Annotated in this window: 29 protein-coding genes; 14 read left to right on the top strand and 15 right to left on the bottom strand. The window is 61.8% G+C overall.

The window, feature by feature from the left end; genetic code table 11:
• Window positions 1–183: 183 nt before the first annotated feature.
• The 8 genes from ACK6BI_RS05760 to ACK6BI_RS05725 all read right to left on the bottom strand — a co-directional run bounded on the left by ACK6BI_RS05760 (window position 184) and on the right by ACK6BI_RS05725 (window position 6,402).
• On the bottom strand, window positions 184–882 hold the full coding sequence (locus ACK6BI_RS05760) for an OmpW family protein (protein WP_065259536.1): 699 nt from the start codon (window positions 880–882) through the stop codon (window positions 184–186).
• 158 nt (window positions 883–1,040) lie between these two features.
• Window positions 1,041–1,559 (bottom strand): DUF3299 domain-containing protein, encoded by a 519-nt coding sequence (locus ACK6BI_RS05755; protein WP_065259623.1) that lies wholly within the window; start codon window positions 1,557–1,559, stop codon window positions 1,041–1,043.
• A gap of 11 nt (window positions 1,560–1,570) precedes the next feature.
• Window positions 1,571–2,836 carry an ABC transporter permease gene (locus ACK6BI_RS05750; RefSeq protein WP_409316316.1) on the bottom strand — a complete coding sequence of 422 codons (1,266 nt, stop codon included), beginning with the start codon at window positions 2,834–2,836 and terminating at the stop codon, window positions 1,571–1,573.
• A 1-nt stretch (window position 2,837) separates the two neighbouring features.
• Window positions 2,838–3,548: an ABC transporter ATP-binding protein gene (locus ACK6BI_RS05745; RefSeq protein ID WP_409316315.1), complete on the bottom strand. Its 711-nt coding sequence runs from the start codon at window positions 3,546–3,548 to the stop codon at window positions 2,838–2,840.
• 14 nt (window positions 3,549–3,562) lie between these two features.
• On the bottom strand, window positions 3,563–4,156 hold the full coding sequence (locus ACK6BI_RS05740) for a DUF2796 domain-containing protein (RefSeq protein ID WP_409316314.1): 594 nt from the start codon (window positions 4,154–4,156) through the stop codon (window positions 3,563–3,565).
• Between the two features lie 157 nt (window positions 4,157–4,313).
• A complete protein-coding gene (locus tag ACK6BI_RS05735; protein ID WP_409316313.1) occupies window positions 4,314–4,877 on the bottom strand; it encodes a hypothetical protein in 564 nt (187 codons plus the stop codon).
• Entirely contained in the window at window positions 4,874–5,824 is a 951-nt protein-coding gene (locus tag ACK6BI_RS05730) for a CHAP domain-containing protein (protein ID WP_409316312.1), read from the bottom strand. The genes ACK6BI_RS05735 and ACK6BI_RS05730 overlap by 4 nt, the downstream gene beginning before the upstream one ends.
• Complete coding sequence (locus ACK6BI_RS05725; protein ID WP_409316311.1) at window positions 5,821–6,402, bottom strand: PAAR domain-containing protein; 582 nt, start codon at window positions 6,400–6,402, stop codon at window positions 5,821–5,823. The genes ACK6BI_RS05730 and ACK6BI_RS05725 overlap by 4 nt, the downstream gene beginning before the upstream one ends.
• A 125-nt stretch (window positions 6,403–6,527) precedes the next feature.
• On the opposite strand from ACK6BI_RS05725, the gene ACK6BI_RS05720 reads away from it, so the two are divergent.
• Window positions 6,528–6,884: a hypothetical protein gene (locus ACK6BI_RS05720; RefSeq protein ID WP_409316310.1), complete on the top strand. Its 357-nt coding sequence runs from the start codon at window positions 6,528–6,530 to the stop codon at window positions 6,882–6,884.
• A 4-nt stretch (window positions 6,885–6,888) separates the two neighbouring features.
• On the opposite strand, the gene trxA is transcribed toward ACK6BI_RS05720, so the two are convergent.
• Genes trxA through ACK6BI_RS05705 form a run of 3 tightly spaced genes read right to left on the bottom strand, consistent with a single transcriptional unit; the run spans window position 6,889 to window position 8,918 of the window.
• Entirely contained in the window at window positions 6,889–7,761 is an 873-nt protein-coding gene (trxA, locus tag ACK6BI_RS05715; RefSeq protein ID WP_065259542.1) for a thioredoxin, read from the bottom strand.
• Between the two features lie 39 nt (window positions 7,762–7,800).
• The gene (locus ACK6BI_RS05710) at window positions 7,801–8,457 is read right to left on the bottom strand and encodes a methyltransferase (RefSeq protein WP_085732990.1); all 657 of its coding nucleotides are present in this window, start codon (window positions 8,455–8,457) and stop codon (window positions 7,801–7,803) included.
• Window positions 8,454–8,918 (bottom strand): YbaY family lipoprotein, encoded by a 465-nt coding sequence (locus ACK6BI_RS05705; protein WP_409316309.1) that lies wholly within the window; start codon window positions 8,916–8,918, stop codon window positions 8,454–8,456. Before ACK6BI_RS05705 ends, ACK6BI_RS05710 begins: the two co-directional genes overlap by 4 nt.
• A gap of 128 nt (window positions 8,919–9,046) precedes the next feature.
• Here ACK6BI_RS05705 and nrdR point away from each other — a divergent pair, with 128 nt between their 5' ends.
• The 12 genes from nrdR (at window position 9,047) to ACK6BI_RS05645 (ending at window position 17,739) form a co-directional block, all read left to right on the top strand.
• Window positions 9,047–9,511, top strand: a complete 465-nt coding sequence (gene nrdR / locus ACK6BI_RS05700; protein WP_003228656.1) for a transcriptional regulator NrdR — start codon at window positions 9,047–9,049, stop codon at window positions 9,509–9,511.
• Window positions 9,508–10,641 (top strand): bifunctional diaminohydroxyphosphoribosylaminopyrimidine deaminase/5-amino-6-(5-phosphoribosylamino)uracil reductase RibD, encoded by a 1,134-nt coding sequence (ribD, locus tag ACK6BI_RS05695; RefSeq protein WP_409316308.1) that lies wholly within the window; start codon window positions 9,508–9,510, stop codon window positions 10,639–10,641. The genes nrdR and ribD overlap by 4 nt, the downstream gene beginning before the upstream one ends.
• Window positions 10,642–10,688: 47 nt before the next feature.
• Entirely contained in the window at window positions 10,689–11,354 is a 666-nt protein-coding gene (locus tag ACK6BI_RS05690) for a riboflavin synthase (RefSeq protein ID WP_085633561.1), read from the top strand.
• Window positions 11,355–11,370: 16 nt separating this feature from the next.
• Window positions 11,371–12,462 (top strand): bifunctional 3,4-dihydroxy-2-butanone-4-phosphate synthase/GTP cyclohydrolase II, encoded by a 1,092-nt coding sequence (gene ribBA, locus ACK6BI_RS05685; protein WP_065259547.1) that lies wholly within the window; start codon window positions 11,371–11,373, stop codon window positions 12,460–12,462.
• A 91-nt stretch (window positions 12,463–12,553) separates the two neighbouring features.
• The gene (gene ribE / locus ACK6BI_RS05680; RefSeq protein ID WP_003228649.1) at window positions 12,554–13,030 is read left to right on the top strand and encodes a 6,7-dimethyl-8-ribityllumazine synthase; all 477 of its coding nucleotides are present in this window, start codon (window positions 12,554–12,556) and stop codon (window positions 13,028–13,030) included.
• Entirely contained in the window at window positions 13,027–13,527 is a 501-nt protein-coding gene (nusB, locus tag ACK6BI_RS05675) for a transcription antitermination factor NusB (RefSeq protein WP_065259548.1), read from the top strand. Before ribE ends, nusB begins: the two co-directional genes overlap by 4 nt.
• Window positions 13,528–13,554: 27 nt before the next feature.
• A complete protein-coding gene (gene thiL / locus ACK6BI_RS05670; RefSeq protein ID WP_409316307.1) occupies window positions 13,555–14,520 on the top strand; it encodes a thiamine-phosphate kinase in 966 nt (321 codons plus the stop codon).
• Window positions 14,517–15,020 carry a phosphatidylglycerophosphatase A gene (locus ACK6BI_RS05665; RefSeq protein ID WP_065259550.1) on the top strand — a complete coding sequence of 168 codons (504 nt, stop codon included), beginning with the start codon at window positions 14,517–14,519 and terminating at the stop codon, window positions 15,018–15,020. The genes thiL and ACK6BI_RS05665 overlap by 4 nt, the downstream gene beginning before the upstream one ends.
• Before the next feature lie 27 nt (window positions 15,021–15,047).
• Entirely contained in the window at window positions 15,048–15,782 is a 735-nt protein-coding gene (locus ACK6BI_RS05660) for a substrate-binding periplasmic protein (protein WP_409316306.1), read from the top strand.
• Window positions 15,783–15,905: 123 nt separating this feature from the next.
• Window positions 15,906–16,523, top strand: a complete 618-nt coding sequence (ribA, locus tag ACK6BI_RS05655) for a GTP cyclohydrolase II (RefSeq protein ID WP_007968177.1) — start codon at window positions 15,906–15,908, stop codon at window positions 16,521–16,523.
• The gene (locus ACK6BI_RS05650) at window positions 16,520–16,939 is read left to right on the top strand and encodes an MFS transporter (protein WP_409316305.1); all 420 of its coding nucleotides are present in this window, start codon (window positions 16,520–16,522) and stop codon (window positions 16,937–16,939) included. The genes ribA and ACK6BI_RS05650 overlap by 4 nt, the downstream gene beginning before the upstream one ends.
• Entirely contained in the window at window positions 16,939–17,739 is an 801-nt protein-coding gene (locus ACK6BI_RS05645) for a cobalamin-binding protein (RefSeq protein ID WP_409316304.1), read from the top strand. Before ACK6BI_RS05650 ends, ACK6BI_RS05645 begins: the two co-directional genes overlap by 1 nt.
• A 3-nt stretch (window positions 17,740–17,742) precedes the next feature.
• Here ACK6BI_RS05645 and ACK6BI_RS05640 read toward each other — a convergent pair whose 3' ends face one another.
• The 4 genes from ACK6BI_RS05640 to ACK6BI_RS05625 form a co-directional block, all read right to left on the bottom strand.
• A complete protein-coding gene (locus ACK6BI_RS05640; RefSeq protein ID WP_409316303.1) occupies window positions 17,743–19,626 on the bottom strand; it encodes a TonB-dependent receptor domain-containing protein in 1,884 nt (627 codons plus the stop codon).
• A 139-nt stretch (window positions 19,627–19,765) separates the two neighbouring features.
• Window positions 19,766–21,664 carry a 1-deoxy-D-xylulose-5-phosphate synthase gene (gene dxs, locus ACK6BI_RS05635; RefSeq protein ID WP_409316302.1) on the bottom strand — a complete coding sequence of 633 codons (1,899 nt, stop codon included), beginning with the start codon at window positions 21,662–21,664 and terminating at the stop codon, window positions 19,766–19,768.
• Window positions 21,665–21,755: 91 nt separating this feature from the next.
• Entirely contained in the window at window positions 21,756–22,643 is an 888-nt protein-coding gene (gene ispA / locus ACK6BI_RS05630) for a (2E,6E)-farnesyl diphosphate synthase (RefSeq protein ID WP_409316301.1), read from the bottom strand.
• Window positions 22,640–22,882: an exodeoxyribonuclease VII small subunit gene (locus tag ACK6BI_RS05625; protein WP_065259558.1), complete on the bottom strand. Its 243-nt coding sequence runs from the start codon at window positions 22,880–22,882 to the stop codon at window positions 22,640–22,642. Before ACK6BI_RS05625 ends, ispA begins: the two co-directional genes overlap by 4 nt.
• Window positions 22,883–23,246: 364 nt before the next feature.
• On the opposite strand from ACK6BI_RS05625, the gene ACK6BI_RS05620 reads away from it, so the two are divergent.
• Window positions 23,247–24,038 (top strand): YfaP family protein, encoded by a 792-nt coding sequence (locus ACK6BI_RS05620; RefSeq protein WP_409316300.1) that lies wholly within the window; start codon window positions 23,247–23,249, stop codon window positions 24,036–24,038.

Below are 24,038 nucleotides of genomic sequence, written 5' to 3'. Positions count from 1 at the left end.
GCTTCTCGCAGACGTGAAAAAGGCGCCTTTTGACAGGCGCCTTTTTCACGGCCGGAATTCAACACATTTCCTGTAGCGAGGGAGCTTTGCTCCCCGGTCGATGGCGTAACATCGCCGTCAGTTCTGAGCCTGCCCGCCACCAAGCCTCATTCACCACCACGTGAACGTTCTTTGAGTGCTTGCTTAGAACTTGTAGCCCAGACCGACCATGTACACAAATGGATCGACGTCCACATTCACTTTTGCGCGGGTACCCGGGGCCACAGCGTTGTTCTCGACGGTGGCGCGGGTGTCGATGTCGATATAACGCACCTGGGCGTTGAGCATGATGTTGTCGGTGAGCATGTAGTCGGCACCGACCTGCCAGGCCAGGCCCCAGGAATTTTTCGCCTTGAAGTTGCTGAAGCCGTTGGACTGGGCTTCGCTGCCCACGTGCTCGTCGTAGATCCAGGTGTAGTTGATGCCGCCGCCGATGTACGGCTGGAACGCCGACTTCGAATCCAGCGGGTAGTAGACGACGCTCAGGGTCGGCGGCAGGTGTTTCAGGGTGCCGAGTTTGCCGTTGGCCGCCGGCAGGGCAGTGCCCTTGAGCTTCACATCATGTTCGAACGGCGTGGCGGCCAACAGCTCGATACCGATGTTGTTGGTCAGCATGTAAGCGAAGTTCAGGCCCAGTTGGGTGTCGCTGCTCATGGTCGCCTTGCCGCCCAGGTTGGTGCCGCTCAGCGGACCCTGATCGACCTTGACGCTGGAGCTGTCAGCCTTCGGGTTGACGGTGATCGCACCGGCACGAACGATGATGTCGCCGGCTTCGTGGGCGTGGGCGAGCGGGGCTGCGAGCGCGAGGGCAAACAGCGAAGCGCTGAGCAAGGACTTGTTCATGGAAGCTCCCAAAGGACGTTAAAAATGTTTGATGTCCTATGGTACGAATCCGTCTGATACGGTCTTTTGACTCAGCTCAATGAAACAGTGATGGACGGTTTTTTTGTGGAACCTTTGCTCGCGAAGCCGATTTGGCGGGCTATAACTGATTGCCGGAATTACTCCGGCAGCTCATAGACGTAAATCTTGTCCGCCTCCATCTGATACCCGGCATCGGCCAGTTCGCTGGTGGACGGTTTGACCTGCAACGGTCCTTCGACCCAGTACGGCTGATACAGCTCGTCGAGCTTCACGCCGACGGCGCTTTTCACATGCACGATCTGGTTCGAGGGTGGCGGTGGCACATGGATGCACGCGCCGAAATACGGCACCAGCAGGAAGTCCGTGGTGCGACCTTCCTCGCTGACTTCCAGCGGCACGATATAGCCCGGCAGGCGAATGTTCTGGCCGTCGAGGCTTTGCACCACCGGGGCGTTGGGCATGTCCTGTTTTGCGGCGGGCGCCGATTCGGCGGACAACGCGTCGCCCATCTTCGACAGGTCGTGCAGCGGTGTCATGTTCGGCACCTCGGGCGCCGCGTCCGGCGGGATCATCTCCGACCAGGTCAGGTCTTTCGGTGCCGCCGCCCACACGGGCAGGGCGACCAGCAACAGCAGCGCAAGCACGGCGCGGGGCATGGTGAACATCCTCATAAACGGATCGACAGGCCATCGGCCAGGGATTGGCGATACGCGCGCCAGGCCGGCACGCTGCCCATCAGCAGCGCGGCAGCCAGAATGCCACCGAGCAGCGTCCATTCATACTCGCTCGGCCAGGCCAGCGGCAGATACAACCCGTAATTGGCCTGCACATAACCCTGAGCTGCGGCAATGCCGATGTACAGCAACGCGAGCCCGGCGACCACCCCGGTCAACGCCAGGGCAAAGGCTTCCAGCACCAGCAGACTCGCGATGTGCCACGGTCGCGCACCCACCGAGCGCAGGATCGCCATTTCGCGGCGACGCTCGTTGAGGCTGGTGAGGATCGCCGTGAGCATGCCGATCAACCCGGTCAGCACCACAAACAGCGAGACCACGAACAGCGCTTTTTCGGCGGTGCTCATCAGGCTCCACAACTCTTGCAAGGCCACCCCCGGCAGGATTGCCAGCATCGGCTCGCCCCGGAATTCGTTGATTTCCCGTTGCAGGGCGAAGGTGGAAATCTTGCTGTTGAGACCGAGCATGAATGCGGTAATCGCTTGGGGCGTCAGGTCCATGTTGCGCGCCTGCTCGGCGCTGATGCGCCCGTTGCCACGGGCCGGCACACCGTTGTGCCAGTCGATGTGGATCGCCTCCATGCCGCCGAGGCTGATGTGCAACGTGCGATCCACCGGCGTGCCGGTGCGCTTGAGAATGCCGACCACGGTGAACGGTTTGTCGTCGTGCTTGACCAGACTGATCGCCGCCACGCCGTGGGCCAGCACCAGTTTGTCGCCGAGTTTGTAATGCAGCGCCTCGGCCACTTCGGCTCCGAGCACCACTTCGAACGGATCGTTCGCAAAGGCGCGGCCGTCAGCCAGTTCCAGATGTTGCTGGCGACCGTACTGGTAATGCTCGAAATAGGCTTCGGTGGTGCCCATCACCCGGTAGCCGCGATGGGAATCGCCGAGGGACATCGGGATCGCCCACTTCACCTTCGGGTCACTGGCGAAGTGTTCGTAGCTGTCCCAGCGAATGTTGTTGGTGGCGTTGCCGATGCGGAACACCGAATACAGCAACAGGTTCACCGAGCCGGAACGGGCGCCGACGATCAGATCGGTGCCGCTGATGGTGCTGGCGAAACTGGCCTTGGCTTCGGTGCGCACCCGTTCCACCGCCAGCAGCAGGCACACGGAGAGGGCAATGGCGAACGCGGTAAGCAGGGCGGTGAAGCGGCGGTTGGCGAGGCTGGCCATGGCCAGACGGAACAGATACATCTCAGACCTCGGCAGACGTGGCGGCGCGATTGAGTTCGGCCAGGGACAGGTGACGGTCAAACAGCGGTGCCAGGCTCTGGTCGTGGCTGACGAACAACAGGCTCGAACCCGCCTCACGGCACTCGGCGAACAACAGGCGAATGAAGTTCTCCCGGGCGTCGTAATCCAGCGCCGAGGTCGGCTCGTCGGCGATCACCAGTTCCGGTTGACCGATCAATGCTCTCGCGGCAGCGACCCGTTGCTGCTGACCGATCGACAGCGAGTCGGCGCGTCGGCCAAGGATGCTTTCATCCTTCAGACCCAAGTGGGCGAGCAGGGTCGCGGCCGCCTGATCGACACTGCCGTGGCGCTGTTTCGCGCGTTCTGCACGCAGCTTCGAAAAGTGGCACGGCAGCTCGACGTTCTCGCGCACCGAGAGAAACGGCAGCAGGTTGAACTGCTGGAAAATGTAGCCGGTGTGATCGACGCGAAAGCGGTCGCGGGCGCCGGCACCCAGTTCGGTCAGTTCCTGGCCGAGCAGGCGAATGCTGCCGCGACCAGGTTTCTGTACCCCGCCGAGCAGACCGAGCAGGGTGGTCTTGCCACTGCCGCTGGGCCCCTTGAGAAACAGGGTTTCACCCCGCTCCAGACGAAACGCCGGGATGTCCAGCAGCGGCGGGTGACCGGGCCAGTTGAAGCCCAGGTCGGACAGTTCGATGAGTGCTTGGGTCATGGCGCCGTTCGTGATCAGAATTTCAGGGCGGCGGCTTTGGCCGTCACTTCCGTGCCTTGCTGGCCGCTCGGGCCGATCAGTTGTACCTGGATTTTCTGGGTGGCCGGGAAGGTATTGAAAATGTTTGCCAGATCCAGGGTGTTCAAGGCGCCAGGCGCGGCGCAACTGAGCTGGTAGTGAGCGTGGATCTCGCTGTGGTTGTGATGGTGTTCGTGACCCTTTTTGGCAGGTTCGTCGTGATCGGGCTCATCGGCTTGCGGCTCGTCGCCGAACAGCGGACTTTCCAGCTCCATGTTTGAAATTTTGCAGCCGGCAGCGGCAGGAAGACTGAACAGCACGACCGGTTTCTCCAGTTGCGCACGAGCGGCGGCCACCTTGGCTTTGTCCGCGTCGCTGGTGGCGGCGTGTTCGAAACCGACCAGATTCATCGCCGGGCTTTCGAGCTCCAGCTCCAGGGTCTGGCCATCGAGCGCGGCGTTCAGGCGACCCACGCCATGTTCGTGGGTACCGAGGCTGCCATGCTCGTGGTCATGATCGTGTTCGTCGGCAGCCTGGGCGATGGCCAGCGGCAACAGGGCAAACGGCAAAGCGAGCAGCAGACGACGCATGGCGGACTCCGGGAAGTAAAGTGAAGAGTTTGTTATGTAATCTTGTAACAAAAGTCCGCAGAGTTTGCCCGCCTGAAACGCTTTGCGCAAGGCATGACTGAGCACCGTCCGGGATGTTCCCGGAGCGGTACGTAGATTGAACGTCTCGATTTTTGAATCAGAATCCGGCGCCGGGATAGTCGAACCAGTAGCCTCCTGTCAGCACATGGCGGATCAGACTTTCGTCGAGCAGATCCGGAGCATCGCGAGCGAAGCGCTGGCGCCAGGCTGGAAGCCACCAGTAGTTGATCGCCGTGCCGCGCGGAAGTACCACCACCTTCATGACCTCCGCACCTATTCTGTGCTCTGAGTAGAGTTGATGGCTGCGATCCATGAAGCCCATGTACTGGCTGATAGGCAACTGGAACATCAATGCCGTAGTGAAGATTTTTTCACTTTCACTGAACGCGGGATTTTGCAGTATCTGTAACGCTTCACAGGCGTACGGCTTTGGTTGGCCGGCAACTTTTTGGCCTTCGGGAGTAGAAAGTATGTCGAAGCGGTCATCCATATCCCGCCATCCGATACGTCTATTACTTTCAAAGTAATTGTGAACGATGGCGGTCAACGGCCCTGGCGCTGCGCCCTCGGAGGTGCAGGCTGAAAGGTCGGCAGGTGACCAAAAGCGCCATGCCACAACCAGCAGGAGTGAGGCAGCCAGGATTATCCAGAGTCGTTTCATTGTGGTTTGCTGTACTTGTAACGTCGGAAGATGGTGAAGTCGTGGTCACCGCGAGCAGCATTACCCGATGCGTTTCGAAAGCCTACGTCGTTGACTTCGATTTTGTCCCAGCTTGCTGAAATGCAGACACCCTGAGTCAGAACAAATCCGACGTGACCGCTGGCATCTAAGTAATTGACAGCATACGCACCAACGTCTCCGGGCAGGGGTGATTTTTCTGCGCTCCAACTATTGAGCAGCCGATTCTCATCTGCCCATTCCCCTGCGGTTGGCGGGCTCACTTTGGAATAGCCCGGGATGTATTTCGAAGAGCCATGTTCAATCATTGCCACGTTGACACCGATGGCAGTCAATACGTCATAGACGAACACATTACACTTGTTTGTTTCCGCCCTGAACTCCACGCTTTTCTTAAGCGTTGGATGCGGTAAAGAATGTTTGACTTTGTTGCCGGCCCATTCAGTCGAGCCTCGGTGTGATAGCGCCTCCATCAGTATGCGGCGCGGCATGTCTTGGATGATCACCTTTACGGTGCGGGTTTCATTCCTCCGTTTGACGCCATACTCGACCTCGTAGAATGTGTCATTAGAGACTTTGCCGCTGGTGGACAGGGGCACTTTTACCCAAGGTGATACAGCAACTATCGACAGCGATTTACCTGAATTCAGCGTGGCTGTATGCATTGCCTTTTTTGCGCCGGAGCTACCAACAATTTGAACGGTGACTTCGTAGCTGTCTCGGCTTTTTATCGAAGGTAATTTCTGGGCGTCCGAGCGAGTAATAGTGGTTTGAGTCTTGTCCGAAACAAGCGAGTAGATGCGGGGTTTGTCATCGTTTTGAACGATGTTGTCATCAATGACAAGTCCGTCGATCAACAACTGAAACTTCACGCCTTTTGGCGGCTGCATCAGAAAGTCTTTAAAGACGAGTTTGATTTCCGACTTCATGGCACGTCCTGATTCAGGGGTTCTTCATATGCGTAAAACGCCCACTCGGACTCTTCACCGACCAACAGAGTGTCGTAATCCGAGTGGCTTTCTACAGGGTGTTCGCAGCCTTCGCCTGTTGCATTACAGGTGATGTCTTGCAGGACGGCAGTTTTTTTCTTGTCTTTGAGTCTGTAGGCCAGCCCTGGTTTCTGGGTGTCGTCCAGGCGTTCGATGATCACTTGCAGATAACGAGGTGAAGCCAGGGCCGCAATCGGCGGGCCCATATCGATGGGAGCGGGCCGGCCGATCCCGGCGAACCCGCTGTGTTGCTGGGTCAGCAGTTTGTTGGACATCGGCGGGCAGCCGCAGGCGACATAGTCACCTTCCAGTGCCGCCGGACCGGCAGGCAACATCAACGTTCGTTCGCCAACCGCCACGATCGGGCCCTTGCCAGGTCCGCAGGCAGGGCAACTGGCAAGCTGGCCGATGGATGCGATGATCTTTCCTTCGATCCGGAGGTTTTCGTTGCCTTCGAGAATCACGCCACCCGTTGAGGTCGGGCCTCCCTTCGACGCCAGTTTTCGTCCTGAAGACATGGGCATCCTTTCCCTGAGAAAAAAGAAAAATGTAGTAGACGATCCGTGATCCGTGCGCCGTGGACACTTGGTGTTACACAAGACTCATGGGAGCATGCGGATCAGAAATGTGCGGGAGCGAAGTCATGTTGCGAATACGCGGAACCGTCGGCGACTTGCCGGTGGATTTGACCCTGGAACTGGATGAAAGCGACTGGGCCCGGCTCGGTTCGCAGTTTGGCGTGCAGGTGCAAACGGCCCAGCCGCAGGCTGCAACGGTGCCTGTAGCGAAACCGGTCAATCAGGATGACGCGTTGTGGCAGGTCGCCAGGGATTTGTTGCGCAAGGCCGGGCAACTGAGTGGGCCGGAGTTGCTGGATCAGCTCGAAGGACTGACCGGCAGCGCGGCGGCGGGCAAGCGCCTGCTGGTGCGTCTGCGGCATTCGTCGGACGTGAAAGTGGCGAGCGGCGGGGATACGCCGCTCTACAGCTGGATCGAGTAAGCGCTTAGTACAGCGCGGCGAACACCTTGCGCCGGTAGGCGGTCACCAGCGGGTGATCGTTGCCCAGCAGTTCGAACACTTGCAGCAAGGTCTTGTGCGGCAGGCCTTCGCCGTAGCTGCGGTTGCGGATGAACAGCTTGAGCAAGGCATCCAGCGCTGCTTCGTATTGCTGACGGGCCAGTTGCTGGATCGCCAGTTGATACACCGCTTCATCGTCCTGCGGGTTCTGCGCCAGACGGCTTTTCAGGTCGGCGGCATCCGGCAGGTCGCGGGCCAGGCCGAGGAACTTGATCTGCGCCTTGGCTCCGGCCAGCGCAGCCTTGTGTTCATCGCTCTTGACCGCGTCGAGCACGGTTTGCGCTTCGCCCAGTTCTCCGCGCTCGGTCAGGCAGCGGGCATACAGGATCAGCGCTTTGGCGTTGGTGTTGTCTTCGTTGAGCATCACCACCAGGGCCGCCTCGGCATCGGCGTAACGACCGTCATCGAACAGCGCCTGGGCTTGTTCGAACGGATCGGCGGCGGCCGGCGGTGGCATTTTTACGTGAGGCTCGAGCAAGGCGCGCACGGCGGACTCCGGCTGGGCTCCGGCAAAACCGTCCACCGGTTGACCGTCCTTGAACAGCACCACGGTCGGCAGGCTGCGAATGCCGAAGCGGGCGACGATGTCCTGCTCGATGTCGCAGTTGACCTTGGCCAGCAGCAACTCGCCCTGATAACTCTCGGCGATGCCTTGCAGCATCGGCATCAGCGCCTTGCACGGCGCACACCATTCGGCCCAGAAATCCACCAGCACCGGTTTTTGGAAGGAAGCCTCGATCACCGACTGGTCGAAGTCGGCTGTCGTGGCGTCGAAGATGTACGGCGTTTGCTGACTCATGGGGTCTCTCGTGAAAGCGTGAATGGGGCAACTATACGGTCAGGCGCGGGCCGCGTGGTAGAGGCTGACATGGCGGAACTCTTCGGGTTCGGCCAGATCCGGCAGGGTCATGGCTTCGAGCATTTCGATCCGCCGGTACAGCGGATGGCGGAAATCCCTGACCCGTGAATCCGCCACCAGCGCTTCGCGGCCGCGGCTGAGAAAAGCATCGAGCAGCGGCAGATTCTCGCGGTCGTACAGGACGTCCGCCACCAGAATCAGATCGAAGCGATCCGCCTCGGCGAAGAAGTCCGTGGAGTAGCTCATCTGCACGTCATTGAGTTCGGCGTTGGCCCGGCACGCGGCAATCGCCAGCGGGTCGAGGTCGCAGGCCACCACTTCCAGCGCACCGGCCTTCACGGCGGCAATGCCGGCGATCCCGGAACCGGCACCGAAATCCAGTACGCGTTTGCCACGCACCCATTCGGGAAATTCCGCCAGATAACGCGCCACCGCCAGACCACTGGCCCAGCAGAAACTCCAGTACGGCGGTTCGTGCAGGATCCGCCGGGTTTCCTCCGGGCTGAATTCCCGGGCCATGTTGTCGCCGTCGATCAGCCACAGTTTCAGGTCAGTGTCCGGCAGCGGGCAGGCCACCAGTCGGGCGTCGCCGAGCAGCTCGCCCAGCGCCTGTTGCAGGTCAAGCGGTGCATTCATGGGGCTTTGACAAATTGCAGCTGGCCCAGGGCCTGGGTGGTCGGCTGGCTGATGGTCTGCGACGGCAGGTGCAGGATCAACTGGCCGGACTGTGTGGCGCGGCCACGCAGTTCAACCCGCGCGCCGGCGGGGAAGGCATCAGGATTGAAGCGCAGGCGGAACGGCAGGACCTGGTTGTTGCCGATCAGGCTGGAGCTGGCGAGCAACTGTTGCGGGCGACTTTTCTCGTCGATCACCAGCAGCGCCAGTTCGACTTCGGCGCCTGCCGGTACGCCCTGCAACGTACCGCTCAATTCCCGTTGATACGCGGGCAGCGGACCAAGGTCGGCGGCTTCTTTAGCCTTTTTCTGCGCCTGTTGCGGTGCCGGGCCCGGCGTTGGCGGCTGCGGCTTGGGCGCGTCGCTGCCACAGGCCACCAGCAGGCTGAAAACACTGAGCAAAACGAGCGGTCGTAGCGACATGGGTGGCTCCGTCAAAATGAAATCCATGGATCAAACGATCATGGCAGTCTGTATACCGCAAAGCCTATGGCTTGTCTTGCCACCGGGATGCGCTACCATGGCCCTCCCTTTTTTTGTTGCCAGCCACCATGCACTGTCCCTTCTGCGGTGCCAACGACACCAAGGTCATCGACTCGCGTCTGGTCGCCGAGGGCGAACAGGTGCGCCGCCGGCGTGAATGCCTGGCCTGCGGCGAACGTTTCACGACGTTCGAGACGGCCGAACTGGTGTTGCCGCGCCTGATCAAAACCGACGGCAGCCGCCAGCCGTTCGACGAAGAAAAACTCCGCGCCGGCATGCAGCGCGCCCTGGAGAAACGTCCGGTGAGCGTCGAGCGTCTCGAGTCCTCGCTGGTTCATATCAAACACAAGCTGCGTGCCACCGGCGAGCGCGAGGTCAAATCCCTCGTGGTCGGCGAACTGGTGATGGCCGAGCTGCAAAAGCTCGATGAAGTCGCCTACATCCGTTTCGCGTCGGTGTACCGCCGCTTCCAGGACCTCAACGAGTTCCGCGAAGAGATCGACCGTCTCGCCCGTGAACCGGTGAAAGAATGACCACCGCCGCCGAGCAGGCCATCCTCGACGCCCGCTTCATGGCTCGGGCCCTGGAGCTGGCGCGCAAAGGGCATTACACGACTCATCCCAACCCACGGGTCGGCTGCGTGATCGTGCGCGACGGGCAGATTGTCGGCGAAGGCTGGCATGAACGCGCCGGCGAGCCCCACGCCGAAGTCCACGCCCTGCGCGCTGCGGGCGAACTGGCCCGGGGCGCCACCGCTTATGTCACCCTCGAACCCTGCAGCCATCACGGCCGCACGCCGCCCTGCGCCGATGCGCTGGTGAATGCCGGGGTCGGTCGGGTGGTCGCGGCGATGCGCGATCCGAATCCGCAAGTTGCCGGGCGCGGTCTGCAGCGTCTGGCCGATGCCGGCATCACCACTGAAAGCGGTGTGCTGGAAAGCGAAGCCCGCCAGCTCAACCAAGGTTTTCTCAAACGCATGGAACACGGCTTGCCGTTCGTGCGGGTCAAGTTGGCCATGAGCCTCGACGGGCGCACGGCGATGGAGAGCGGCGAAAGTCAGTGGATTACCGGCCCGGCGGCACGTTCTGCGGTGCAGCGCTTGCGCGCCCAGGCCAGCGTGGTGCTGACCGGCGCCGACACGGTGCTGGCCGATGGCGCACGCTTGACCGTGCGTGGGGATGAACTGGGGCTGGATGCCGGGCAGACCGCGCTGGCCCTGAGCCGTCCGCCATTGCGGGTGCTGATCGACGGACGTCTGCGGGTGCCCCTGGAGGCGCCGTTCTTCAAGGCCGGCCCGGCGCTGGTCGCCACATGTGTGGCCATCGAAGAACAGTATGCCCACGGCCCGGAGTGCCTGATCGTGCCGGGTGACGACGGTCAGGTCGATCTCCATCGACTGCTGATCGAACTGGCCAATCGCGGCGTCAACGAAGTGCTGGTCGAGGCCGGCCCGCGACTGGCCGGCGCATTTGCCCGGCTCGGTCTGGTCGATGAGTTCGTGATCTTCATCGCCGGCAAATTCCTCGGCTCCACGGCGCGTCCGTTGCTGGACTGGCCGCTGGCCTTTATGAAGGATGCGCCGGAGCTGAAAATCACTGAAATTCGCGCGGTTGGCGATGACTGGCGAGTCACTGCAATCCCTGTCCCGTCGGCGAGCGTATAATTCCCGGCCATCGTTTTAGCGCTGGCTTCGTTCTCAAGGAGAACCCCATGTTTACCGGCATCATCGAATCCATCGGCAGTATCCGCGCACTGACCCCAAAGGGCGGTGATGTGCGGGTGCATGTCGAAACCGGCAAGCTCGACCTGAGCGACGTCAAACTCGGCGACAGCATTGCGGTCAACGGCGTGTGCCTGACCGCCGTGGAACTGCCGGGCAACGGCTTTGCCGCCGACGTCAGTCGCGAAACCCTCGACTGCACGGCCATGAATGACCTGAAAAGCGGCAGCCCGGTCAACCTGGAAAAAGCCCTGACCCCGACCACCCGTCTCGGCGGGCATCTGGTCAGCGGTCACGTCGATGGTGTCGGCGAAGTGGTCTCGCGCAGCGACAATGCCCGCGCCGTGGAATTTCGCATCCGCGCGCCGAAAGAGCTGGCCAAATACATCGCCCACAAAGGCTCGATCACCGTCGACGGCACCAGCCTGACCGTGAACGCCGTCGATGGCGCCGAATTCCTGCTGACGATCATTCCGCACACCCTGAGCGAAACCATCATGGCGTCCTACAAGCCGGGTCGCCGGGTGAACCTGGAAGTCGACCTGCTGGCGCGTTATCTCGAACGCCTGCTGTTGGGCGACAAGGCTGCAGAGCCGAGCGCCGGCGGTACGATCACCGAAAGCTTTCTGGCCGCCAACGGCTACCTCAAATCCTGACTGAAGGGGGTGCCTTGTGGCGCTCAATAGCATCGAAGAACTGGTTGAAGACATCCGCCAAGGCAAGATGGTCATCCTCATGGATGACGAAGACCGCGAGAACGAAGGCGACCTGATCATGGCCGCCGAATGCTGCAAGGCCGAGCACATCAACTTCATGGCCAAGCACGCCCGTGGCCTGATCTGCATGCCGATGAGCCGTGAGCGCTGCGAAACCCTGAAGCTGCCGCTGATGGCGCCGCGCAACGGTTCCGGTTTCGGTACCAAATTCACCGTTTCGATCGAGGCGGCCGAAGGCGTGACCACCGGCATTTCTGCCGCTGACCGTGCGCGCACCGTGCAGGCGGCCGCGGCGAAAGACGCGAAAGCCGAAGACATCGTCAGCCCTGGCCACATCTTCCCGCTGATGGCCCAGGCCGGCGGCACCCTGGCCCGCGCCGGTCACACCGAAGCCGCCTGCGACCTGGCGCGCATGGCCGGCTTCGAGCCGAGCGGGGTGATCTGCGAAGTGATGAACGACGACGGCACCATGTCCCGTCGCGCCGAACTGGAAGCTTTTGCCGCGGAGCACAACATCAAGATCGGCACCATCGCCGACCTGATCCACTATCGGATGATCCACGAACGTACCGTTCAGCGGATTGCCGAGCAGCCGCTGGACAGCGAGCTGGGCCAATTCAACCTGGTGACCTATCGTGATTCCGTGGAAGGCGACGTGCACATGGCACTGACCCTGGGCACCGTTTGCGCCGAAGAGCCGACCCTGGTTCGCGTGCACAACATGGACCCGCTGCGCGACCTGCTGATGGTCAAGCAGCCGGGCCGCTGGAGCCTGCGCGCCGCCATGGCCGCTGTTGCCGAGGCCGGCAGCGGTGTGGTGCTGCTGCTCGGTCACCCGCTCGATGGCGACGTGCTGCTGGCGCACATCCGCGAAACCGGCGATCAGGCGGCGGTGAAAAAGCCGACCACCTACAGCATCGTCGGTGCCGGTTCGCAGATCCTGCGTGACCTCGGCGTGCGCAAAATGCGCCTGATGTCTGCGCCAATGAAATTTAATGCGATATCCGGTTTCGATCTGGAAGTTGTAGAATACGTGCCCTCCGAATAATGCCCGGTTGTTTCCGGACCCGAATTCGCGGCAAATAAATCACTGAGGGACGCCAAACAGACGCGTCCCGGCTCTTTAAGAGATCTGACGAATGACCCTGAAGACCATCGAAGGTACCTTCATCGCCCCTAAAGGCCGCTACGCTCTGGTAGTGGGCCGTTTCAACAGCTTCGTGGTTGAAAGCCTGGTCAGCGGTGCAGTCGATGCCCTGGTTCGCCACGGCGTGAGCGAAAGCGACATCACCATCATCCGCGCGCCTGGCGCCTTCGAAATCCCGCTGGTTGCGCAAAAAGTCGCCCAGAAAGGCGAGTTCGCAGCAATCATCGCCCTGGGCGCGGTCATTCGTGGCGGCACTCCGCACTTTGAATACGTGGCGGGCGAATGCACCAAGGGCCTGGCCCAGGTGTCCATGGAGTTCGGCGTACCGGTCGCTTTCGGCGTCCTGACCGTCGATTCCATCGAGCAAGCCATCGAACGTTCCGGCACCAAGGCCGGCAACAAAGGTGCTGAAGCTGCCCTGTCCGCTCTGGAAATGGTCAGCCTGCTGGCGCAGTTGGAGGCCAAGTGATTAGCGACGAAAGCGATCGTTTCAACCCGCGCGATCCGAAACCTGCGGATGCCGGCAAGCCATCGAAAAGCGCCAAGCGCCGCGAAGCCCGTCAGCTCGCGACTCAGGCCCTGTATCAGTGGCACATGGCTCGGCAGTCGTTGAACGAGATCGAAGCGCAGTTCCGGGTCGACAACGATTTCACCGATGTCGATGGCGCGTATTTCCGCGAGATCCTGCACGGGGTTCCGGCCAATCGTACCGAAATCGACAACGCGCTCACCCCTTGCCTGGATCTGGCGATCGAAGAGCTGGATCCGGTCGAACTGGCGGTTCTGCGCCTGTCCACCTGGGAGCTGCTCAAGCGCGTCGACGTGCCGTACCGCGTTGTGATCAACGAAGGTATCGAGCTGGCCAAAGTGTTCGGTTCCACCGACGGCCACAAGTTCGTCAACGGCGTGCTCGACAAGCTGGCTCCGCGCCTGCGTGAAGCTGAAGTGAAGGCGTTCAAGCGCTGATCCGCGCTTGAACACTTTTTCTCGGCCATGGGCGAGTTTGAGCTGATCCGCAATTTCTTCGCCGCCGCGCCCTGTGCGCAGGGCGGTGAGGGCGTTGCACTGGGGATCGGTGACGACTGCGCCTTGCTGGCGGTTCCTTGCGGGGAACAGCTGGCGATTTCCACCGATACGCTGGTGGCCGGCGTGCATTTCGCCGATCCCTGCGATCCGTTTCTGCTCGGTCAGCGTTCGCTGGCCGTGGCGGTCAGCGACCTCGCCGCCATGGGCGCCACGCCTGTTGCCTTTACCCTTGCCCTGACCTTGCCGACGGTGACTGCCGATTGGCTGCAAGCCTACGCCCGTGGTTTGAACCGCATGGCGCAAAGCTGTGGCGTGGCGTTGGTCGGCGGCGACACCACTCGTGGGCCGTTGAGCCTCACCGTCACGGTGTTCGGTCGCGTCCCGACCGGCCAGGCCCTGACCCGCAGTGGCGCGCAGCCTGGCGATCTGCTGTGCGTCGGCGGTGAGCTGGGCAATGCCGCCGGCGCCTTGCCGCTGGTGTTGGGGCAGCGTGAGGCCGACCCGCATATCGCCCGGCCGCTGCTCGATCATTACTGGTCGCCGCAACCGCAACTCGCCCTCGGGCAGGCCCTGCGGGGCAAGGCCACTTCGGCGCTGGATATCTCCGATGGCCTGCTCGCCGATTGCGGCCATATCGCCCAGGCCTCGAGAGTTCGCCTCGAAATCGAGCGCGAGCGCGTGCCGCTGTCGGATGCGCTGGTGGCTTTTCTCGGCCAGGGTGGCGCCGAACGGGCGGCCTTGAGCGGTGGCGATGATTACGTGCTGGCCTTCACGCTGCCATCCATCGAGTTGCCGGCGCTGCTCGCCGATGGTTGGCCGATCCATGTGATCGGACGTGTGGCCGAAGGGCAGGGCGTCGTGTTGCTGGACCGCGAAGGACACGACATCACTCCGCAAATCCGGGGTTATCAACATTTTCAGGAGTCACCGTGACAGATCACCCGAAACAGGTTCCCGGCGAATTCGTTCCGCCGTCGGTCTGGCGCAATCCCTGGCATTTCATTGCGTTCGGCTTCGGCTCGGGCACCTTGCCCAAGGCACCGGGCACCTGGGGTTCGCTGGTTGCGCTACCCTTTATACCGTTGTGGCAGATGTTGCCCGACTGGGGCTACTGGCTGATGCTCGGTATCACCATGCTGTTCGGCTTCTGGCTGTGCGGCAAGGTCGCCGACGATCTGCGGGTACACGACCACGAAGGCATCGTCTGGGACGAGATGGTCGGGATGTGGATCACCCTGTGGCTGGTGCCGGAAGGCTGGTACTGGTTGCTCGCCGGGTTCCTGATGTTCCGCTTTTTCGACATTCTCAAGCCGTGGCCGATCCGCTGGATCGACCGGCATGTGCATGGCGGCGTCGGCATCATGCTCGATGACGTGCTGGCGGGGGTGTTCGCCTGGCTGGCCATGCAGGGTCTGGTGTGGATTTTCGCCTGATTTCAAGGCGTGGATGAGGACACAGGGATGGCTCGACGCGGGTTGGCGATACTGTTTTTTATCCTGCTGGGTGCTGTTGCCCAGGCACAGGATGCACCGCCGTCGGTCATTCACCTGGCCAGCGAAGAGTGGGAAGACTACACCGCCGCCGACGGTCATGGTCTGGGCTGGGACGTATTGCGCAAGGTGTTCGAACCCGCCGGCGTGACCCTGGATATCCGCACCGTGCCGTACACCCGTTCGGTGGGTCTGGTGCAATTGAAGGAAGTCGATGCCCTGGTCGGTTCCTATCGGGGCGAGGCGGATCAGGTGCTGTACCCGAAGTGGAATTTCGATTCCGATCACATCTACGCGCTGGGCCTTGCCAGCAACCCGGCCCCGACCGAAGCCACTCTCGGCAAATACCGGTTGGCCTGGGTGCGCGGTTATCGTTATGAGACCTACCTGCCGAACATCAAGCGCTACAACCAGATCGAACGCCGCACCGGGATCCTGTCGATGCTCAAGCAGGGGCGGGCGGATTACTACATCGACGCGCTGACGGAAATCGAGGCGGTGCTGAGAAATACCGCCGATGCTTCGCAATTTCGCTATACGCACCTCGCGGAGTTGCCCCTGTACCTCGGTTTTGCCGATACCCCGCAGGCTCGCGCACTGATGTCGATCTATGACCAGCGCATGGAGCATCTGGTGAAAAGCGGCGAGTTGAAGCCGATCTTCGAACGCTGGAAGCAACCGTATCCGTTCGACCGAGGGCAATGAAGGCAGGCCGGTCATCAAACTTTTTGATCGTTATGGCCGATAATTCAGCCTAAGCGTCTGCAGGAACCTGCTGTTACAATGCCGCCCAGCGAATCTCGGACTTTTTAGATCAGGAGCACACCGGTGCCTGTCGTTTTTGTCGCCGCTTCCAAGCTGCCAACGCCTTTTGCGCAATTCACCATGCACGGTTTTCTCGATGAAGCCACCGGCCGCGAACACGTCGTGCTGAGCCTGGGTGAGATTGACGACGGTGCCCCGGTACTCGGCCGGTTGCACTCCGAGTGCCTGACCGGCGACGCCTTGTTCAGTCAGCGTTGCGACTGCGGCTCGCAACTGGAGGCCGCGCTCAAGGCGATTGCCCGTGAAGGTCGTGGCGTGTTGCTGTACCTGCGTCAGGAAGGTCGTGGCATCGGCCTGCTGAACAAGATCCGTGCCTACGAATTGCAGGACGGCGGCGCCGACACCGTTGAAGCCAACGAGCGTCTGGGCTTTGCCGCCGACCAGCGTGACTATGCCATGTGCCTGCCGATGCTGGAGCACCTGGGCGTGAAATCCCTGCGCCTGATGACCAACAACCCGCGCAAGGTCAAAGCCCTGACCGACATGAACATCGTCGTCGCCGAGCGCGTGCCGCTGCACACCGGCCACAACCCGCACAACAAACTCTATCTGGCGACCAAGGCCAGCAAGCTCGACCACATGATGGGCAACGAACATCAGGGCGAGGTAGACCGGGCGTGACCCGCGGTCAGGTGCGCCGCCGCCTGTCGGTCGCCTGGTGGAAATACCTGGCGCTGGCACTGGTGCCGCTGTTCGTGCTCAACGCCGTGTTCGGCGAGAGCGAAGCGATCATGCCGGTGCTGGCGATGCCGTTGTTCATCGCCGGCGTGGCCTCGATGTTTGTCAGCCTGAAGTTTTTCGGTCGCTACAAACACGCATTGATCGCCACACAAAAAGCCCTCGATACCCCTGAAGAACCGGCCGCCTGGATCGCCCTCGCGGCTCGTCGTCGCACGGCGTTTCTGGCGGCGGGATTGCCGGCTTGGATCGGTGCACTGGCGGTGTTCGTCGGCTTGGAAGCAGTGCCGCTGATGCTGCTGGCGATGTCCACGGCGGTGCTGTTCTACCTCTACCGTATCCCGCGTCAGCTCGGTTGATGCGTCGTATGTGGCTGGCGGTTCTGCTGCTGGCCGTCAGCAGCGAAACCCTGGCCGCTCTGCGGGTGGTCAGTCTCGCGCCATCTTTGTCTGAAATCGTCGTTGAACTGGATTCGGCCGATCTGCTGGTGGGCGCTCTGGACGCCGGTGACCGGCCATCGGCGATCAAGGATGTGCCTTCGGTAGGCCGTTATGGTCAGCTCGACCTGGAGCGGCTGCTCAGCCTCAAACCTGACTTGTTGCTGTTGTGGCCCGGCAGTGTCGGCCCGGCTCAGCGCGATCAGCTCAAGCGTCTGAATATCCCGACCTTTGTTGCCGAACCCCACGATTTCGAGCAGTTGATCCTGCAGATCGAAGCCATCGCTGCGCAGCTCGGTCGTCCTGAGCGCGGTGTCGAGCTGGCGACCGGATTGCGGCACAAGCTCGACGAGCTGCGCCAGCGCTATCGACGGGAAACACCGCTGCGGGTGTTCTATCAAGTCTGGGACAAGCCGCTGTACACCATCGGCGGCGGGCAGATCATCAGTGATGCGCTTGAAGTGTGCGGCGCACGCAACGTGTTCGCCGACCTGATGCTGCCGGCGCCGCAGGTGAGCATCGAGGCCGTTTTACAGCGTGATCCCGAAGTGATTCTGGCCGGCGATCAGCCGCAACTGGAAGTGTGGAATGCCTGGCCGCAGCTGGCGGCGGTCAAGCACCGGCAGTTGCTGCTGGTCATCGACAAAGGCCTGGAGCGTCCGAGCGGGCAAATGGTCGAGGCGACTGCCAGGCTCTGCCAACAGATTGCGCCAGATCGCTGACCGCTAGAGCTGCGGCGTCCAGGTCACCCCGAACATGAACGCCCGGCCTTCCTCGCGATAGCCATACTGACCGCCATCATGGCTGTACAGCGTCCGGCTGTAACCCTTGTCCAGCAGGTTATCCACCTTGAAATCCAGCTTGATCTCGCGGTCCAGCGCCCAGCTGCTGCGCAGTCCGAGCAGCGCATAACCGCCAAGCTGCTGCTGATTTTTCAGGTCGTCATAACTGCTGCTGACGGCCTGCCAACTGGCGCCGAGGCCGAGGCGGTCGAATTGTCGATCCAGATCCCAGCTCCAGGTGCGACGGGCGCGCCGCGCCAGGGTGTGCCCGGTGTCGCGGTCCCGGGGATCGATGATTGCCACGCCGAGGTTGCTTTGCCAGCCGAGCAGTTCCTGTTTCAGCGCCGCTTCAAAGCCGTTGATCCGCGCCGAGGCGACGTTCTGCGGGCGTGAGTTGCTGCCGAAGATGATCGCGTCTTGCAGATCGGTCCGATATAGCGATGCTTCCAGGCGACTGCTGTCGCTCAACTGGCTGCGCCATTGCAGCTCGTAGCTTTTCGAGGTTTCCGGTTTCAGGTTCGGGTTGCTGAAGTCCGGGTAGTACAGGTCGTTGAAGGTCGGTGCGCGGAAGCCTTCGCTGTAGCTGAGCAACAGATCGTTGTCCGGGTATACCGGCAATGTCAGCGTGCCGCTCCAGCTGTTCTGGCCGCCGAACTGCTGGTTGTCGTCACGGCGCAGGCCCAGCTCGGTGGAAAAACTGTCGGCCTGGAAGTGATGCTGGATGAACGCGGCACGGTTCCAGCGGCTGTCCTCGTCGAACGCGGTGCTGCTGTTGACTCGATCTTCGTACCAGTCGCCGCCGAGGATCAGGCTGTTGCGTGCATCCAGAGTCAAATCATTCTGCCAGGTCACCGAGTCGCGATAGGTGTTGAACACTGTGCGCTCGTCGCTGAGCTTGTCGAGGGACCTGTCGCGGTTTTCGCTGTGGCCGAGTTCCAGACGGGTTTTCCAGCGTTCATTGATCCGCGCGTCGATGTAGCTGCTGAAACTGCTGACGGCGAAATCGCTGTAAGGCTGTTGCTGGACGGAGTCGAAGGTGACCGGGTCAAAGCGCCCGAACGGGTTGTCGAACTCGCTTTTGCCACGGTTATCCAGCAGGTTGGCGCCGACTTCGATGTCATCGGTCAGCGCATGGCTGAGGCTCAGGCTGATGGATTTGTTGCGGTAGGCGTCGTGATCGCTGTCGCTGGGATACGACTCGTGGGTGCGGTCGATCCCGGCGGTTTCATCGAGGCTGGCGCCGAGGTTGAAGCGGGTTTTCTCGTCGCCACCGGACAGGCCGACACTGCGCTCCCAAGTCTGGTTGCTGCCGAAGCCGACATGCATCCGTGGCTGCAAGCCTTGCTCGGCGCCGCGACGGGTGAAGATCTGAATTACCCCGCCAATCGCATCGCTGCCATAGATCACCGAGCGCGAACCGCGCAGCACTTCGACGCGTTCGATCTGCTCGATGTTCAGGTGTTGCAGGTTGCTGTCGCCGGAGGTGGCGTTGCCGATGCGCTGGCCGTCGACCAGCACCAGGCTCTGCGCCGACTGCGTGCCGCGAATATAGATCCCCGGCAGACTGCCGCGCCCGCCGGTTTGTGCCACTTGCACGCCGGGCACCCGTTGCAGCAGATCGGTGACGCTGCGCGGTTGCAGACGTTCGATGTCTTCGCGGGTGAATACGGTGTTGGCGGCGCTGCTGTCGTTGCGGGCCTCAACCTGGCGGTTGGCGCTGATCAGCACGTCCGGCAATTTCAGGGCCTGATCACGTTCGAAGGTGTCGGCGAGGGCGTTGGTGGTTGGCAGCAGGAGGAGGGGCAGGGCCAGGCGCGAGAGGTTCATCGGTATTCCGTTGGTATTTCCGGTGTGCGCAAATCAATGTGGGAGCGAGCCTGCTCGCGATTGCGGCGTATCAGTCGGCATTGAAGTGACTGACAGTGCGCTATCGCGAGCAGGCCCGCTCCCACAGGGGCATTGCGTATTACTTGTTAAGCAGCTCCAGACGCTCACGCACCGCCGCTTCGATCCCGGCCTCGTCCAGTCCGCACTCGGCCAGCATCTGCGCCGGTTTGGCGTGTTCGACGTAAATGTCCGGCAAGCCCAGGTGCAGCACCGACTTGAGGATATTCTCGCGAGCGAGGAATTCGCTGACCGCGCCACCGGCGCCGCCCATGATCGCGTTCTCTTCGATCGTCACCAGCAGGTCGTGGCTGTTGGCGATTTCACGTACCAGTGCTTCGTCCATCGGTTTGACGAAGCGCATGTCGACCACGGTGGCGTCCAGGGTTTCGGCGACGTTCAGCGCTTCGGCCAGTTGCACGCCGAACACCAGCAGGGCGACCTTGCTGCCCTGACGACGAATCACGCCCTTGCCGATCTCGATCGGCTCGAGGTTCTTCTCGATGGTCGCGTTCGGGCCGGTGCCGCGTGGGTAACGCACCGCTGCCGGGCCGTTGTACAGGTGGCCGGTGGTGAGCATCTTGCGCAGTTCGTTTTCATCGCTCGGGGTCATGATGACCATGCCCGGGATGCAACGCAGGTAGGACAGATCGAAACTGCCGGCGTGGGTCGGGCCGTCTTCGCCCACCAGACCGGCGCGGTCGATGGCGAACAGCACGTCGAGGTTCTGTACCGCGACGTCATGCACCAGCTGGTCGTAACCGCGCTGCAGGAACGTCGAGTAAATCGCCACCACCGGTTTGGCGCCTTCGCAGGCCATGCCGGCCGCGAGGGTCACGGCGTGCTGTTCGGCAATCGCCACGTCGAAATAGCGCAGCGGGAAGCGTTCGCTGAACGCCACCAGATCCGAGCCTTCCTTCATCGCCGGAGTGATGCCCACCAGGCGCGGGTCGGCAGCGGCCATGTCGCACAGCCACTCACCGAATACGCCGGAGTATTTCGGCCCGCCGGCCTTTTTCGGCGCAGCGGCCGGGGCGTCCAGCGGTTCGAGTTTGGTGATGGCGTGGTAACCGATCGGGTCGACTTCCGCCGGGGCGAAGCCCTTGCCTTTCTTGGTCACGACGTGCAGGAACTGTGGCCCCTTGAGATCGCGCATGTTGCGCAGGGTAGCGATCAGGGTCGGCAGGTCGTGGCCGTCGATCGGGCCGATGTAGTTCCAGCCCAGTTCCTCGAACAGGGTGCCGGGCACCAGCATGCCTTTGGCATATTCTTCGGTGCGGCGAGCGATTTCCCAGGCGCCGGGCAAGCGCGACAGCACTTTCTTGCTGCCTTCGCGCATGCTGGCGTAGGTGCGGCTGGAAAGGATTTTCGCCAGATAGTTCGACAGGCCGCCGACGTTGCGCGAGATCGACATGTCGTTGTCGTTGAGGATCACCAGCATGTTGGCGTCGACTTCCGGCGCGTGGTTCAGCGCTTCGAAGGCCATGCCGGCGGTCAGTGCGCCGTCGCCGATCACTGCAATCGCCTTGCGATCACTGTTCTGCAGGCGGGCGGCAATGGCCATGCCCAGCGCGGCACTGATCGAGGTGCTGGAGTGGCCGACGCCGAAGGTGTCGTACTCGCTCTCGGAGCGACGCGGGAAGGCGGCGATGCCGTCCTTCTGGCGCAGGGTTTTCATGCGCTCGCGACGACCGGTGAGGATCTTGTGCGGATAGGCCTGATGACCGACGTCCCACACCAGCCGGTCGTCCGGGGTGTCGAAGACGTAATGCAACGCGATGGTCAGCTCGATGACACCCAGGCCGGCACCGAAATGCCCACCGGTCTGGCCGACCGTGTAGAGCAATTCCAGGCGCAACTCATCAGCCAGGGTTTCCAGCTCGGCTTCGCCTAACCGGCGCAGGCCGTCCGGCGTGTTCGCGCGGTCGAGCAGGGGCGTGGTCGGGCGCTTGCGGGGAATCTCATGGAACGTCGTGGGCATCAGGCGAATCGTTATAGGTATAAAAGATGCGGCAGTTTACCTGATGCATCGTCCCCTGCCCACGCGTTGGTCTTTTTTGGCTGATCAGCCTTCAGTTGCGCCGGTCGACGATATACCGGGCCAGATCGCGCAATGGCTCGGCGGCCGCGTCAAACGGTCGCAGCGCATGCAGGGCCTGATCGCGCAGTTCCAGGGCGTAGGCTTTGGCGGCGTCGAGGCCAAGCAGGGCCGGGTAGGTCGGCTTGTCGCGGGCAATGTCCGCGCCCTGGCGTTTGCCGAGAGTTTCGGTATCGCTTTCGACGTCGAGGATGTCGTCCTGCACCTGGAAGGCCAGGCCGATGCCCTGTGCATAACTTTGCAGGGCCTTGAGTTCATCCTTTTCGGCACGGCCACTGGAAAGGGCACCGAGTTTGACGCTGACTTCGATCAGCGCGCCGGTCTTGTGCCGGTGCATCTGTTCCAGAGCTTTCTGATCGAGTTTGAGGCCGACCGAGCCGAGGTCGATGGCCTGGCCGCCGACCATGCCGGCCGGGCCCGCCGCGTGGGCCAGCGCCGTGACCTGTTGCAGACGGATATCCGCACTCAGGTCACTCAGGCGCGGGTCGAGCAGCGCGCTGAACGCCAGACTCTGCAAGCCGTCACCGGCAAGGATCGCGCAGGCTTCATCGAATTTTTTGTGGGTAGTTGGCTGGCCGCGACGCAGATCGTCGTCGTCCATCGCCGGCAAATCGTCGTGTACAAGGGAATAGGCGTGGATCAGCTCAACTGCGCAGGCCGCACCGTTGGCCTGTTCGGCCTTGCCGCCGAGGGCCTCGCAGGCAGCGTAGGCCAGCAGCGGACGCACGCGTTTGCCGCCGTTCATCACGCTGTAACGCATGGCTTCGTACAGCCGCGCCAGCTCCGGCAGCGGTGCGTTGAACAGGGTTTCCAGTGCCGCATTGACCCGCGCCTGGCTGGTCGCCGAATACGCCGCGATCATTCCGGCTGGTCCGCGTCGAAGGGTTCCTCGGCGAGTTCGCCATCGCGCTCCAGCAACACCTGGACCTTCTGCTCGGCCTGGGCCAGCGCTGCCTGGCAGTCACGGGTCAGACCGATGCCCTGCTCGAAAGCGGTCAGCGAGTCTTCCAGCGACAATTCACCATTCTCCAGACGCTCGACCAGCACTTGCAGGTCGGCGAGGGACTGTTCGAAATCCAGTGCAGCTTTTTTGCGGGCCATGGCGGCTAATTCCGGTTGACGTTAAACCGGCGCGACACTAGCAGATAGGGGGTTTATGGGCAAATGAGCGGAGGTTTTATGGGCATCCCGGGCGGATGCGAAACAGGTTTTGAATGTGATGGAAATTATTCGGCTCATTTTGTGCGCCGAATAATTCCGCTATTCGGCTCACGCCTCGTAAATCTGCGTGATTCCTGCCGCATTTCAAGATGTATCCGATTGTTAAAAAACTCCCGAATCGCTAACCTTCGCGCCTTCTACGACCCGACAGTCACGGGTCTCTCAGACGAAACGCAGTTTTCACCGCTGTGAAGTACCGAGGATCGGGTGCAAGGTTTCGTTCAGGCATGGCAGGAGGCATTACATGCGTTCAATTCTTTTGCTGCTGATCGGGCTGGCCGTTGCGCCGGCTCTGTGGGCTGCGCCGACTGCCGAGATGACGGAACCAGTGGGCGGCTGGCGCTACAACGGCTTGCTCGACCGCAGTGAAAACCCGCAAGTCGCCTATCCCACGCCGCCGATCGATCGCGGCATCCAGCGCAATCGCACGATGATCCAGGGCCAGCTCAAGGCCATCGGCAACCAGCGCGGACCGCACACGTTGGCGGTCAACGGCAATCCGCTGAATCTGTACACCGATGATGACGGGCGCTTCGCCCGGCCTTATGCGTTCGGCGCGGGCTCCAACAGTGTCGAAGTGCGCAGCGCCGAAGGCCAGTCACTCAAACGCGTGCAGTTCTACGAAGCGAACAATCTGCGCACACCGGCGCGTATTCGCGTGGTGCTGGGCTGGGACGATCCGAAGGCCGAACTCGACCTGCACATCATCACGCCGGACGGCCAGCATGCGTTTTTCGCCCACACGGCGTTGACCAACGGCGGCGGTCTGGACCCGGACGGCGTCGACGGCCCCGGCCCGGAAATGTTCACCATGACCGCGCCGCTGCATGGCACCTATCTGGTTTACGTCAACTATTGGGGCAACTTCGGCGACGGCGGCTATAACTTCGAGGAGGCCAGCAACCAGAACGAGGTCATCACCTCGCAGATCACGCTGGTGCTCAACGAAAACACCGTCGACGAAAAACGCGAAACGTTCATCGTGCCCCTGCGGGCCATCGGTGATCTGCTGCTGGTCAAGACTTTCAATTATTAA

Source organism: Pseudomonas sp. KCJK9016 (assembly GCF_046231795.1).
Taxonomy (GTDB): Bacteria; Pseudomonadota; Gammaproteobacteria; order Pseudomonadales; family Pseudomonadaceae; genus Aquipseudomonas; species Aquipseudomonas bananamidigenes.
This window is presented reverse-complemented; position numbering and strand designations above follow the sequence as displayed.